The sequence below is a fragment of the Algibacter lectus genome (assembly GCF_004368925.1).
In the GTDB taxonomy this organism is placed as follows: domain Bacteria; phylum Bacteroidota; class Bacteroidia; order Flavobacteriales; family Flavobacteriaceae; genus Algibacter; species Algibacter lectus.
On the sequence record NZ_SORL01000008.1, the window covers coordinates 308,858 to 322,830 of the forward strand.

The 13,973-nt window shown below is 34.3% G+C and carries 10 protein-coding genes; 5 read left to right on the top strand and 5 right to left on the bottom strand.

Annotation, left to right across the window (positions count from 1 at the left end):
• Positions 1-84 precede the first annotated feature (84 nt).
• From nadD to DFQ06_RS09780, 3 genes are read right to left on the bottom strand one after another with little or no spacing between them, the layout of a single operon-like run.
• Positions 85-663 carry a nicotinate (nicotinamide) nucleotide adenylyltransferase gene (gene nadD, locus DFQ06_RS09770; RefSeq protein ID WP_042496005.1) on the bottom strand — a complete coding sequence of 193 codons (579 nt, stop codon included), beginning with the start codon at positions 661-663 and terminating at the stop codon, positions 85-87.
• Between the two features lie 12 nt (positions 664-675).
• Complete coding sequence (gene gmk, locus DFQ06_RS09775) at positions 676-1,263, bottom strand: guanylate kinase (protein ID WP_042502448.1); 588 nt, start codon at positions 1,261-1,263, stop codon at positions 676-678.
• A 16-nt stretch (positions 1,264-1,279) separates the two neighbouring features.
• Positions 1,280-2,137 (bottom strand): YicC/YloC family endoribonuclease, encoded by an 858-nt coding sequence (locus tag DFQ06_RS09780; RefSeq protein WP_133967466.1) that lies wholly within the window; start codon positions 2,135-2,137, stop codon positions 1,280-1,282.
• Positions 2,138-2,292: 155 nt separating this feature from the next.
• Between DFQ06_RS09780 and DFQ06_RS09785 the strand changes: the two genes are divergently transcribed.
• Positions 2,293-3,408, top strand: coding sequence for a formylglycine-generating enzyme family protein (locus DFQ06_RS09785; RefSeq protein ID WP_133967468.1), 1,116 nt, complete (start codon positions 2,293-2,295; stop codon positions 3,406-3,408).
• Between the two features lie 92 nt (positions 3,409-3,500).
• Here the strand turns inward: DFQ06_RS09785 and dinB are convergent, their stop codons facing one another.
• Positions 3,501-4,718 (bottom strand): DNA polymerase IV, encoded by a 1,218-nt coding sequence (gene dinB, locus DFQ06_RS09790; protein ID WP_133967470.1) that lies wholly within the window; start codon positions 4,716-4,718, stop codon positions 3,501-3,503.
• A 303-nt stretch (positions 4,719-5,021) separates the two neighbouring features.
• Complete coding sequence (locus DFQ06_RS09795; protein WP_206672759.1) at positions 5,022-7,379, bottom strand: prolyl oligopeptidase family serine peptidase; 2,358 nt, start codon at positions 7,377-7,379, stop codon at positions 5,022-5,024.
• Between the two features lie 310 nt (positions 7,380-7,689).
• Between DFQ06_RS09795 and nhaA the strand changes: the two genes are divergently transcribed.
• The 4 genes from nhaA to DFQ06_RS09815 all read left to right on the top strand — a co-directional run bounded on the left by nhaA (position 7,690) and on the right by DFQ06_RS09815 (position 13,971).
• Entirely contained in the window at positions 7,690-8,997 is a 1,308-nt protein-coding gene (gene nhaA, locus DFQ06_RS09800; RefSeq protein ID WP_074936803.1) for a Na+/H+ antiporter NhaA, read from the top strand.
• 164 nt (positions 8,998-9,161) lie between these two features.
• A complete protein-coding gene (locus tag DFQ06_RS09805) occupies positions 9,162-9,665 on the top strand; it encodes a GbsR/MarR family transcriptional regulator (protein WP_042496009.1) in 504 nt (167 codons plus the stop codon).
• A 12-nt stretch (positions 9,666-9,677) separates the two neighbouring features.
• Entirely contained in the window at positions 9,678-10,811 is a 1,134-nt protein-coding gene (locus tag DFQ06_RS09810; protein WP_042496010.1) for an efflux RND transporter periplasmic adaptor subunit, read from the top strand.
• A 22-nt stretch (positions 10,812-10,833) separates the two neighbouring features.
• Complete coding sequence (locus tag DFQ06_RS09815) at positions 10,834-13,971, top strand: efflux RND transporter permease subunit (RefSeq protein ID WP_133967473.1); 3,138 nt, start codon at positions 10,834-10,836, stop codon at positions 13,969-13,971.
• Positions 13,972-13,973 lie beyond the last annotated feature (2 nt).

Below are 13,973 nucleotides of genomic sequence, written 5' to 3' on the forward strand. Positions count from 1 at the left end.
CTATTCGTTTTTTTAACAAAAAACAGAAAATTCCTTCAATTTACATGATTTTCGTACGGTTATACCTCGCTATAATTGTTAAATTCACCTATAAAAATTCATTTCATCTAAATACTCCCAAACGTTTTCTGGCAACATAGGTTTTACGTTTTTTCTAGTTTTAATAGCGTTTCGAATAAACGTAGAAGATAACTCCATTATTGGAGCATTAACAACATGTATTTTTTTATGACCCGTAAATTGAGTATTCACTTTATTATCCGAAATACGCGGGTATACATAAATATCATGGTTTTCTAAAATAACATCGTAGTTTTTCCATTTATGGAAACTCTTCAAATTATCTTCTCCCATAATTAATGAAAACTCGTGGTTTGGGTACTTTTCTTGAAGATGCACCAACGTATTTATCGTATAATTTGGCTGCGGTAAGCTAAACTCTATATCACTAGGTTTAAGCTTATCGTAATCTTTAGTAGCTCGATATACCAACTCAAGTCGTTGATAATTATCGAGCAAACTACTTTTCTTTTTAAATGGATTATGTGGCGTTACTACAAACCAAACCTGATCTAAATCACTATGTTCGGCTATATGGTTTGCGATAACCAAATGCCCAATATGTATAGGGTTAAACGACCCAAAATACAATCCAATTTTCATTAACAACTTATTTTAAGAATTCACAAAATCACTTACTAACGCTTTAGCTTCTGTAAGCGCATGCTCTAGAGTATCATTAACAACAATAACATCAAAAAGTGGTGCTGTTGCCAGCTCGGCCGATGCTTTAGCTACGCGCATATTAATTTTATCGGCACTTTCTGTTTTTCGTTTTTTAAGTCTAATTTTAAGCTCATCTATACTTGGTGGCTTAACAAAAATAGCTAAAGTTTCTTCTGGAAATTTTCGTTTAATTCGTAATCCGCCAGAAACATCAATATCAAAAATTACATTTTTACCTTTTGCCCAAATGCGTTCTACTTCGGTTTTTAAGGTACCATAAAAGTTATCGCGATAAACCTCTTCCCATTCTAAAAACTCATCATTTTTAATTTTAGATTTGAATTCGCTAGCCGAAAGAAAATAATAGTCGGTTCCATCTATTTCGGTTCCTCTACTTTCTCTAGATGTAGCAGAAATAGAAAACTCTAAATTCAACTCTTCTAACCCTAATAAATGCCTAACTATGGTTGTTTTTCCTGAACCAGATGGTGCGGAAAACACTATTAGCTTGCCTTGTTTTTTACTTGTTGCTGCCATAAGGAATGATGTTTTTTTAAAGTACGTTTAATAACTGTTCCTTAATTTTTTCTAACTCATCTTTCATTTGCACAACCAACTGTTGCATTGGTGCATAATTACTTTTTGAACCAATAGTATTTATTTCACGGCCCATTTCTTGACTAATAAACCCTAATTTTTTACCGTTAGATTCTTCCGAATTTATGGATTCTATAAAATAATTTAAATGATTTTTTAAACGCACTTTCTCTTCAGTGATATCAAACTTCTCAATGTAATACACTAATTCTTGCTCAAAGCGATTTTCATCATATTTTTCTTTAAGCTCGGCAACACCTTTATGTAAACGTTCGCGCACACCTTCTACTCGCTCCGGATCCATTGCTATAACTTGCTCCAAAACACTCCCAATAGTATCTATACGATTAATAAAATCTTGCTCTAGCACCTTACCTTCATTTAGTCGGTAACTATTTAAATCGGCAACAGCAGTATTAATTTCTTTTGAAATAATGTTCCATTCATTTTCGTCTATTTCTTCACGAACCGTATTTAATGCATCAGGAAATTTAACAGCCATTTTTAACAGCTCAATTTCGCTACCTTTTACAACTTGCCTTAACTGCTCCATGTATTGCTTAACAACAGGTGTGTTAATTTGGGTAGAAGTATCTTCTGCAGTAGCTTCAACATAAATAGAAAAATCGACTTTACCACGTACCAACTTATCAGCCAGAAGTTTTCGAATAGAAAGCTCCTTTTCTCTATAAATAGAAGGCATTCTAGCATTTAAATCTAAACTTTTACTGTTTAAAGATTTTAGTTCGATTGTTATTTTTTTCGTAGGTAATTGTAATACAGATTTTCCGTAACCTGTCATTGAATAAATCATACACCAAATTATATAAGTTGCACAAAGGTAATTAAAACCAAATGGATAGAAAACCGTTTATTAAATGTTAAAATAGATTCTTTGTTAAAAACATACATACCTATTGAATATATTATTGATATTTTTGTTTTTCTCTTAAGTTTAAAACCAACTAAATGAAACAATACGCACAAGCATTTTTAGTGATTTTTATGATTACTACTGTTTTTGGATGTAAAAATAAAAATGATGAAGCTATTAAGGTTTCTGAGAAAACCGAAGCTATAATCGCTAAAAAAGCAATAAACGACAGCATAACCAATAACCCACCAAAAGGTATGGTTTGGATTCCTGGAGGCGAATTTTTACAAGGTGCAGTACCTCAAGATGAAGCAGCTATGGATCATGAAAAACCTCAACACCCAGTAAAAGTTGATGGTTTTTTTATGGATATCACCGAAGTTACCAATGCCGAGTTTGCCAAATTTATTGACGCTACAGGCTATGTAACCATGGCTGAGCGTGAAATTGATTGGAACGAAATGAAAAAACAACTTCCTGAAGGTACTCCAAAACCACACGATTCTGTTTTGCAACCAGGTTCTTTAATGTTTAAAAAAACAAAATCGTCGGTTCCTAATCTATATGATTTCTCACAATGGTGGCGCTGGTCTATTGGCACAAACTGGAAACACCCAAGCGGACCAGATAGCAATATAGAAGGTAAAGACAATCACCCTGTTGTACATGTTTGCTATGAAGATGCAGAAGCTTATTGTGTTTGGGCAGGCAGACGCTTACCTACAGAAGCCGAATGGGAATTTGCTGCAAGAGCAAACCAACAAAACACAACTTATTTTTGGGGAGATGATCGCTCTGTTTTATCAAAACAAGCTAATAGCTGGGAAGGCGAATTCCCTGTAAACAACACACTAGAAGACGGTTTTGAACGCACAGCTCCGGTAAAAACTTACCCTGCAAATAATTTTGGATTATTTGATATGGCTGGTAATGTTTGGGAAATGACAACGGATTGGTATAACCTAAATTACTATAATGAAGTTGCTGCTACAAACACAACATTGGTTAACCCAAAAGGAGCAAATAAAGCATACAACCCTAATAACCCATACATAAAAGAAAAAATTATTAAAGGTGGTTCTTTTTTATGTAGCGACTCATACTGCGCTAGTTACAGAGTATCATCGCGTATGGGTACAAGTTTAGACTCATCTGCAGAGCATGTTGGTTTTAGAACCGTTGCTACTCCAGATATGTTAGCTAAAAAGTAAAAGAGAAAATTCAACTTAATAAAACCTTCATTTAATGCTCTAAAGGTATTAAAATGGAGGTTTTTCGTTTTAGGAAATTTTCAGAAGAAAAACTAACGTCTTCTATTTGGTAAAAGCGGCGGTGGCTCACCATTAAACGGGTTCCATCGACTAATACTTTTGGCCTCTAAACCTGCAGCACTCATTATTGCACGATCGCCAAAACGTTCCCGCATTTTATCTATAGCTTCGGTTAAATGAATTTGTTTTTCATTATCCTCAAACAAGTTAACCTGGTGACCTCCTTCTACTAAATGGCTAAATTTCACTCCAATTAAACGCACCAATAATCGACGATTATATAGTTTTTTGTATAAATCTAAAACAACCGGAATAATATTATGATCCATGGCGCTATACGGAATACGCTGCTGCTGGGTATAGGTTTGAAAATCGGAATACCTAATTTTAAAAGTAACACAAGCGGTTAACTTATTCCCTCTTCGTAATTGGTAAGCTAAATTTTCGGTCATGGCTACAATAATTCCCTTCAGCTTAGAGATATCTGTAGTATCTTTATTGAAAGTACGCTCTGTAGAAATAGATTTACGTTCCTGATATTGCACCACCGGACTATGATCTATACCATTAGCTTTTTTCCAAATACTTAAACCATTTTTGCCAAGCACTTTATGCATTAAATCCATTGGCATATCTTGCACCGTTTGAATTCGCTTTACTCCTAAATCGCAAAGTGACTTATAAGTAACCTCGCCAACCATTGGTATTTTACGCACAGAAAGTGGTGCTAAAAAAGGTTTTTCGGTACCCGATAAAATATTGATTTCATTATTAGGTTTAGCCTCTCCAGTTGCTATTTTAGAAACCGTTTTATTAATAGATAAACCAAAGGAAATAGGTAAACCGGTTTCCTTCATGATGCGTTGTCGTAATTCCGAAGCCAATTTATGGCAACCAAAAAACTTATCCATTCCGGTTAAATCGATATAAAACTCGTCTATAGATGATTTTTCGTAAAGCGGCACACTCTCCTTAATAACATCGGTAACATCTTTAGAAAAATTACTATAAACCCCAGAATTTCCTCGTAAAACTACAGCCTCCGGACAAAGAGATTTTGCCAAACGCATTGGCATTGCAGAATGCACACCAAATTTTCTAGCTTCGTAACTGCAAGATGCCACAACACCACGGTCTGATGTACCACCAATAAGCACAGGCTTTCCTATTAAACGACTATCGAGTAGGCGCTCGCAAGACACAAAAAAGGTGTCTAAATCCATGTGAACAATAGATCGGTTTTTACTCATTTTTGGGGTGATTTATGGACGCAAAGCCATGGTGATAATTCTGCATTAAAATTACCATAAAATAAAATACAAACGTCAATTATTTTACTCGAAAACCGAATATAAACCTGAAAAAAGAGGTAAAACACGCTACCCAATTGATTACTAATAATTTGAATTTTTCAATAATTATCACAGCTATCAGAGAATTAATAACGTCAAAATAATCAAAGGTTTATTGTTAATAAATAATTATTTCACACGCTATACATTTCAAACTTCATCTAAAATAATTCGCTTTTATAAATGCAGAAAAACGAGTCATTAATTAAGCGTCTCCTGAAAGAGCTTAAATATGCGTCGGTATTCATCGGACCAGCTTGAAGCTTCAACAAATCCATGACTTTCCAATGGAAAAACAGCGAGTTCCCAATTTTCTTTTTTCAACTCAATTAATCGTTGAGATAATCGAACCGCATCTTGAAAATGGACATTAGTATCAACCATACCATGAAGTATTAATAAGTTCCCTTTTAAACCTTCGGCAAAATATAAAGGCGAGCTTTGCTTGTAAGCTTTAGGGTCTTCAAAAGGTGTATTTAAAATAGGCGCTGTATAGCCATGGTTGTAATGTGCCCAATCTGTTACAGAACGCAACGCTGCCCCACTTTTAAAAGTATCAGGCGCGTTAAACATAGCCATTAAGGTAATAAAGCCACCGTAAGACCCGCCGTAAATACCGAGTCTATCTTTATCGACACCTTGATTTTCAATAAGGTATTTAGCACCATCTACTTGGTCGTCTAAATCCTGCCCACCCATATGGCGGTAAATAGCCGTACGCCAATCGCGACCATAACCTTTACTAGCTCTGTAATCTATAGCTAAAACCGTATAGCCGTTATCTACCAAAATATTATGAAACATATATTCTCTAAAATAACCCGGCCACCAACGGTGCACATTTTGTAAATAGCCCGCACCATGAACAAATATTACAGCCGCACCATTCTTTTTAGCTTCGGTTGGCTTGTAAAGTGTTGCAGGAACTTTTGCCCCATCGCGAGCGGTGAAGTTTATAATTTCGGAATCTATCCATTTATAAGATTTAAAGGCATCGGTGGTAGATTCGGTTAACTGTGTCATTTTCGCTCCGGCTTTGTTAGGCATCACATATAATTCCCAAGGTTTATTAGTGTAAGAATAACGAATAGCCAGCTTAGTTTCATCTGGCGAAACTGTTACTTCATGTCCACCTTGGCGCGATGTAATTTGTAGCATTTCGCCTCCTTTTGCTGGTAAGTGATAAAAATGCTGTTCATGCGGACTCACTTTATTGCTTGTTATAAAGAAAGTTTTATGATCTTTTGACAGGCTAACTTCCTGAATTTCGAATTCACCCTGAGTTAACGCTTTTATTTTACCAGAATTTATGTTGGCTGAGTACAAGTGTGAATAGCCTGTTTTTTCGGACTGAAACCAAACGTTACTTTCATCTATCCAGCCCATTTCGGCACGAGAAAACCAACCGACTCCAGGGCCACCAATCCATGCATCGTCATGCTGTTTATCAATCTGTTTTAAACTTCCATCTTCTAGATTCACCAGCATAATCCAACGGTCTTTATTATCTTGAGATGTGATATTTACTAATGCTTTTCCATTACCAGAAAACACAGGACGACCTATTTCCACACCTCTCGGGTCATCAAAAGTATCTTTATATTCTGATGAATTTTCAGCATATTCTTTTAAGTATTTTGGTTTGTCTTTAATACCACTTAGCTCATTGGTTTTAATTTGATAGGTCTCTCCGGTTTTAATATTTAAAATCCAAGATTCGTAGCTATTTGGAGTAACCCCAACTTTAGGTCTAGCACTTAAATTTTCAGTATAACCGCTTTCGGTAACATAACTAGGCACATTCGTGTTTTTATGCTTTTGAGGAATACTTAAGCTATAAATTACAAAATTTAAATCGGCCGAAATATCAAAATCAACCAAATTTTTATCTTCTAAAAATATAGGTTTAGGATGATTAGAAACCAATTGTTCGTTTCTATATGTTCTGGCGTCAGTTTCGTTTTTACGCTTTTCGAGGATATTAAAGTATTGTAATTGATCGTCTTCTAGCCATTGCTCTTTCTCGCTAAGATTAGGCTCCTCCTTTTCACTTCCAGTTTTAAAATTAGTGAGTTGTGTAACAGTACCATTGCTAACATGCCATTGAAATAAATTACTATCTCGCTTATAAATAATCGATTTTTCATCACCCGAAAATACAGGATTAGATTCTCGATCAATAGTATTTGTAATTTGTTTTTTAGAATAGTTATTGGTATTCATTAAAAACAAATCGCCATCTTTTTGGTAAACCATCCATTGTCCGTTTTTGGAATATTCACCTAAATTTGATTTTTGCTTAAGCGCTTCAAACGATGATTTACTTATTTTTCGGGATTTAATATCCACTTGATAAGTAGACGGAATCGTATCGTTATCGGGATTCCAGCTAAAATAAATAGACTTACTGTTGTCGGTCCAGCTAACACGCGTTGGTAAATAGCCTACAAAATCGTCTCCTTGCATAATCTCATCAATGCTAAGAGCCGAATCGTTATTAACCTGCCCGAAAGTAAATGTTGTAAAAGCAAGACATAAAAGTGCTATAAATGGTTTCATATTGAAATTTTAAGATTTTTGAAGTAAGCGAATTGTTATGCCACGAATTTAACGGTTTTAGATTGAAGAATGAAACGCCTTTTTAAAGTAGTTTAAATATTGTTTAATCAATTTGCTTTGCAATTACATATCATAGTTTGTTTTTCTAAAAACCCCATCGTAGAATCTAAATAAAAGACATTAGATAAGGGGTTGTTTTTCAGTCTGTTTTTAATGTTAAATATTCTTTAAAGTCAACAATAGCGTGAGGTTTTTATGATTTCGGAATCTTATATTTGGAGTTAACATTATTTTTATAAACCTTATTTATATGATTAAAAGAGTTTTCCTTACACCCTTTCAAAAATTTGTAAAAATTGAAAGTTTTAGTGGTATTCTACTCATGTTTGCTACACTTCTTGCTTTGGTTTGGGCAAATTCGCCATATGGGGATAGTTATAGAGAACTTTGGCAATACGACTTAGGGATTATAACAGAAACTTTCGAATTTAAGAAGCCTTTAATTTTATGGATTAATGATGGATTGATGGCTATATTTTTCCTTTTAATAGGCTTAGAAATAAAACGTGAGCTACTAATAGGCGAACTCAACTCTCCAAAAAAAATAGCCTTCCCATTGGTTGGGGCTTTAGGAGGAATGTTGGTACCGGTAATTTTCTTTTTAGTTTTAAATCAAAACCCAGAAACCACAAAAGGCTGGGGGATTCCCATGGCTACAGATATTGCGTTTTCATTAGCTATTCTAAACGTACTTGGTAAACGTGTACCTTTAAGTCTTAAAATATTTTTAACCGCATTCGCTATCGTAGATGATATAGGAGCTGTTTTAGTTATCGCAATTTTTTATAGTGGAAACATCAATATCACTTTATTGTTGATTGCACTAGCTATGCTTTCCATTTTATACTTCCTATCTTATAAAGGGATTTATTCTAAATTCATCATGTTCTTCTTCGGAATTATTATCTGGTTTTTATTCTTAAAATCTGGTATTCATCCAACTATAGCAGGTATTTTATTAGCTTTTTCTGTACCAATTAGACAAAAAATTGATACTTCTAAATTTTTGGTAGAATTAGAAAATGTATACAACAATATTAAAACTGCTAGTGTGCTAAAAAAACCCATTCTCTCGCATGAGCAAATTGGCCATGTAGATAATTTAAATGACTGGTCGGCTAAATTTCAGTCGCCATTACAGCATTTAGAGCATAGTTTACACGGCTGGGTAGCCTATTTTATCATTCCTATTTTTGCACTTGCAAATGCTGGTGTGCTAATTTCTGGCTCGGATAATTTAGATACCGCTTTAGTTATCAATATAATAATATGTTTAGTTTTAGGAAAAGGTATAGGGATTACCTCTATTGTATTGCTTGCCCAAAAACTAAAATGGATAGAAGTGCCTAGCGATATTAGTTTCAAGCAAATTATAGGCGTTGCTTTTTTAGCGGGTATTGGTTTTACAATGGCTATATTTATAGCTAGTTTGGCATTTGTTTCTACACCAGAATTTATCGATTCTGCTAAAATAGGAATTCTTATTGGCTCGTTTATTTCGGCCATTATTGGTTACGTTATACTTCGTATAGGCTCCAATAAAGAACAAAAAATTTAACCTATTCTTATTTACAATTTCTAAAAAGCCTACGGGCTTTTTTTATTTTAACAACAATTTAACTTCGTTTAGTTCGGTTTGTTCCGAACTAAAAATATATTTGCAAAGATTTTACCTGGAAATAAACCCTTTATTTTCAGAGAAGCATAACAAAACAATTAACAATGAAAGAAAATATCTGTCAAAAAAAAATGGGCTTAGTTGAAAAACTAGGCGTGCATTTAGAAGCCAGAGAGCAATTAGCACCAGTTGCTGCTCGTATTTTGGCTTACGTTATTCTTACAGGAAAAAGAGGTGCCACTTTTGAAGATATGGTAAGTATTCTTTGCGCAAGTAAAAGTACCATCTCTACACATATTAATCACCTACAAGATTTAAACAAAATTGAATATTTCACAAAAACTGGCGATCGTAAAAAGTATTTTATAATTAATAAAGGAACTATCATTCAACATGTTGACAGAATGATAAGTCATTGGCAAGAAGAACGCTCTATACATTTAGAAATTAAAGAATATAAGGAAAAACAAAACGATTTGAAAATTGAAAAAGAAGAAGATAAATTCGATTTAAGTTTTCATAACGATTATGTAAAATTTATAGATGAAGCTTCCTCTTCAGTAAAAGAATTAAGAGAAAAATTAATAAACAACCAATTCCATATTTAAAGTTAAAGAATAATGAAAAAGAATAATTTATACTCGATATTAACACTAAGCCTTATTTTAGTTGTTTTTAGCTGTGGCAACAAAACAGAACAAGCTGCCGCAACGCAACAAGCGCCACCACCTGCGTTTCCAGTAACTGCAATACAACAAAAAACAGTAACAGGCTACCAAGAATACCCAACAAATATTGAAGGTATTGTAAACAGTGATGTAAGAGCCAAAGTTTCGGGTTACATCCAAAATGTACTAGTAGATGAAGGTCAAAAAGTTCGTAAAGGTCAACCTTTATTTAGACTAGAAACACAATCTTTAAGTCAAGATGCAGGTGCTGCAAAAGCACGTGTAAATGTGGCACAAGTGGAAGTAGATAAATTAATTCCTTTAGTAGAAAAAAACATTATTAGTGCCGTACAATTAGAAACTGCAAAAGCTAATTTAGCACAAGCGAAGGCTACATTAAGTGGTGTATCTGCTAATATTGGTTATGCTACTATTAAAAGCCCAGTAGACGGTTATGTTGGAGCTATTAACTTTAGAGAAGGCGCATTAGTTAGCCCAAGTGATAGCAACCCATTAACAACGGTTAGTGATATTAGCCAAGTCTATGCCTTTTTCAGTTTTAATGAAGCGCAATACATCGATCACTTACAGCGCTATGAAGGACAAAACAAAGCCGAGCGTATTAAAAACTCTCCAGATTTAAGTTTAGTTTTAGCTAATGGAAAAGTTTATTCTGAAACTGGCCGTATCCAAACTAGTACAGGACAAATTAACGAAAGCACAGGAACTATTAAAATTAGAGCAGCTTTTGATAATCCAAACGAAATTTTAACCAATGGAAACAGTGGTAAAATTAGGCTTCCTATAGAATATAAAGATGCTATTATAGTACCACAATCGGCAACCTTTGAACAACAAAAAGACATTATGGTTTTCACTGTTGATCAAGATAATAAAGTAAAATCTAACATTATAAAAGTACAAGGTACAGTCGGCAACTTATATGTTGTTGAATCTGGACTTAAAGTAGGCGATAAACTTATTGTATCTGGAGTTGGAAAACTTAGAGCAGGAATGCCTATTGCTCCGCAAGACACACCTTTTGAGGAGGCTATTAAGCCAGTAGCTGTATTATTTAAAAATTAGAAAACCATAAACTTATTTAGTTATGTTAAAAACATTTATTGAAAGACCCGTTCTTTCAACGGTAATTTCTATTATCATAGTAGTACTTGGTGTTATTAGTATATCGAGTCTACCCATAGAAGAGTATCCAGATATTGCACCACCAACCATTAAAGTAACAGCATCTTATGCAGGGGCCAATGCAGAAACGGTTTTAGAGAGTGTAATTATCCCGATAGAAGAGCAAATTAATGGTGTTGAAGGGATGAGCTATATCACCTCTACAGCATCTAACACTGGTACAGCAGAAATCACAGTTTATTTTAATCAGGAAGTCGATGCAGATATTGCAGCGGTTAACGTTCAAAACCGTGTATCAAGAGCAAGTGCTTTATTACCTCAAGAGGTACTGCAAACAGGTGTAATAACACAAAAGCAAGAAACGAGTGCTTTGATGTTTATTTCAATGTATTCTGAAAATGAAAGCTACGATGCTACATTTATTCAGAATTACTTAAAAATAAACGTAGTACCTGCTATGCAACGTATTAGTGGTGTTGGAGATGTTAGTTTATTCTCTCAACAAGATTACGCTATGCGTATTTGGTTGAAACCTGAAAAATTAGCAACCTATGGTTTAATTCCTTCAGATATTACAGCAGCTTTAGCTGAACAAAACTTAGAAGCAGCTGCAGGTTCTCTGGGGCAAAATAATGGTGAAGCCTTTTCATATACATTAACTTATAGCGGACGTTTTAAAAATGAACAACAATATGCAGATATTGTTATTAAGGCTTTAGGAAACGGAGAATTTCTTCGTCTAAACGATGTAGCAACTATAGAGTTAGATGCACAATCTTATGCAGCTAACGCTATGAGTATGGGGAATCCAGCGGTTTTTATGGGTATTTTTCAAACCAAAGGGTCGAATGCAAGAGAAATTATTGAAAACATTAAAGTAACACTAGAGTCGGTTAAAAAAGATCTTCCAGAAGGTTTAGATGTTTTTGTTCCTTATGATACCAGTTTATTCTTAAATGCATCTATTGAAAAAGTAATTAGTACATTATTAGAAGCCTTTTTACTGGTATTCTTAGTAGTATTCATCTTCTTACAAGATTTTAGATCTACATTAATTCCAGCAATTGCCGTTCCGGTTTCTATTATTGGTACGTTTTTTTTCTTGAATGTTTTTGGGTACTCAATAAACCTTTTAACGCTATTCGCGTTAGTACTCGCCATTGGTATTGTGGTAGATGATGCTATTGTGGTTGTAGAAGCCGTGCATGCTAAAATGGACGAAGGTGAAAAAAACCCTAAAAAAGCCACATTAGTAGCCATGAACGAGATTTCTGGTGCTATTATATCAATTACCTTGGTAATGGCAGCCGTATTTATTCCGGTAACGTTTGTAACAGGACCTACAGGTGTATTTTACGAGCAATTTGGGGTAACGTTAATTATTGCTATTTTAATTTCAGCAGTAAACGCATTAACTTTAAGTCCGGCATTATGCGCGCTTTTATTAAAATCTCATAAAGATGATGAAGAGTTAAAAAGTAAAGGCCCGTTAAAACGTTTTTACACACTTTTCAATCGCGGATTTAACGCAACAATACAACGTTACGGTCAATCACTTCAGTTTTTATACAAAGTGAAATGGGTATCTCCTTTATTATTAATTTTAGCAATTGCTGGAATTTTCTGGGCATCTAATACAACACCCACAGGATTTGTACCTAATGAAGATAGAGGTATTATTTTCGCAAACATTGCATTACCAGAAGGATCATCTTTAGATAGAACAGATGCTGTATCTAGAGATTTATACGGTAAAATAAAAGATATTGAAGGTATTGTTGCTGTAAACTTTATTAAAGGTAGAAGTTTAATTAATGGTACGGGTAGCAACTACGGTTTTGGTATTATAAAATTAGCCGATTGGGCAGATCGTGAAGATGTAGCAACCTCTGTACAAGCCATTACTGGTAAGTTATTTGGTGTTGCCGCAGGCATAAAAGATGCCAACATCATTTTCTTTTCACCACCAAGTATACGTGGTTTTGGTAACTCAGCTGGTTTCGAAGTGAATTTATTAGATAAGTTTGGTGGCGAGTTTAAAGACTTAGATAAAGCGAATAAAGAATTTGCGATGGCCTTAATGGCGCATCCAGAAATTAAATACGCACAATCATCTTTTAGTACAAACTACCCACAATACGAAATGGAAGTTAATGTACCATTAGCAAAAGAAAAAGGAGTACCTATCAATAGTATATTCTCTACATTACAAGGATATATTGGTGGAATTTATGCTTCGGATTTTTCTCGATTTGGAAAACAATTTAGAGTATATATCCAAGCTTTACCAGATGATAGAGCAAGTGTTGACGATTTAAATAGCATGTATGTGCGTACAGATTCTGGTGAAATGACGCCAATTACACAGTTTGTTAAATTAGAGCGCGTGTATGGCCCACAATCGGTAACTCGTTTTAACTTATTTAATTCAACATCTATAACTGGTGCTACAAACGCAGGTTTTAGTACAGGTGATGCGATTAGAGTTATTGAGGAAGAGGTGGCAAAATTACCAAACAATTATACAGTTGCTTATTCTGGTTTAACACGAGAAGAAGTAAGTGCAGGTAACCAAACCATGTTCATTTTCGGATTAAGTATTCTATTTGTATTTTTCTTATTAAGTGCACAATATGAAAGTTACCTATTACCATTTGCTGTAATTTTATCATTACCATTTGGAGTATTCGGAGCTTATATAAGCACCAAGTTCTTAGGGTTGGAAAACAACATTTACTTCCAGATATCTTTAATTATGCTTATTGGTCTACTCGCCAAAAACGCCATTCTTATTGTGGAAATTGCACTGCAAAAACGAAGAAAAGGCGAAAGTATTGTAGAAGCAGCTATCGATGGAGCAAAATCACGTTTACGTCCTATTTTAATGACATCATTCGCCTTTATACTTGGGTTAATGCCATTAGTATTAGCAAAAGGTGTAGGGTCTGAAGGAAATAGATCTATTGGAACAGGTGCCGTTGGAGGATTACTTATAGGAACACTTTTAGGAGTCTTTGTAATTCCAATCTTATTTATATTATTCCAGTGGTTACAAGAAAAAATTTCTAGTAAACCAGAAGTACAAACTATTGAAGAATAAAA

Excerpts from the sequence above, each read along its gene's own strand:
- nadD (WP_042496005.1), bottom strand. The coding sequence starts at position 663 with ATGAAAATTGGATTGTATTTTGGGTCGTTTAACCCTATACATATTGGG.
- gmk (WP_042502448.1), bottom strand. The coding sequence starts at position 1,263 with ATGGCAGCAACAAGTAAAAAACAAGGCAAGCTAATAGTGTTTTCCGCA.
- DFQ06_RS09780 (WP_133967466.1), bottom strand. The coding sequence starts at position 2,137 with ATGATTTATTCAATGACAGGTTACGGAAAATCTGTATTACAATTACCT.
- DFQ06_RS09785 (WP_133967468.1), top strand. The coding sequence starts at position 2,293 with ATGAAACAATACGCACAAGCATTTTTAGTGATTTTTATGATTACTACT.
- dinB (WP_133967470.1), bottom strand. The coding sequence starts at position 4,718 with ATGAGTAAAAACCGATCTATTGTTCACATGGATTTAGACACCTTTTTT.
- DFQ06_RS09795 (WP_206672759.1), bottom strand. The coding sequence starts at position 7,379 with ATGAAACCATTTATAGCACTTTTATGTCTTGCTTTTACAACATTTACT.
- nhaA (WP_074936803.1), top strand. The coding sequence starts at position 7,690 with ATGATTAAAAGAGTTTTCCTTACACCCTTTCAAAAATTTGTAAAAATT.
- DFQ06_RS09805 (WP_042496009.1), top strand. The coding sequence starts at position 9,162 with ATGAAAGAAAATATCTGTCAAAAAAAAATGGGCTTAGTTGAAAAACTA.
- DFQ06_RS09810 (WP_042496010.1), top strand. The coding sequence starts at position 9,678 with ATGAAAAAGAATAATTTATACTCGATATTAACACTAAGCCTTATTTTA.
- DFQ06_RS09815 (WP_133967473.1), top strand. The coding sequence starts at position 10,834 with ATGTTAAAAACATTTATTGAAAGACCCGTTCTTTCAACGGTAATTTCT.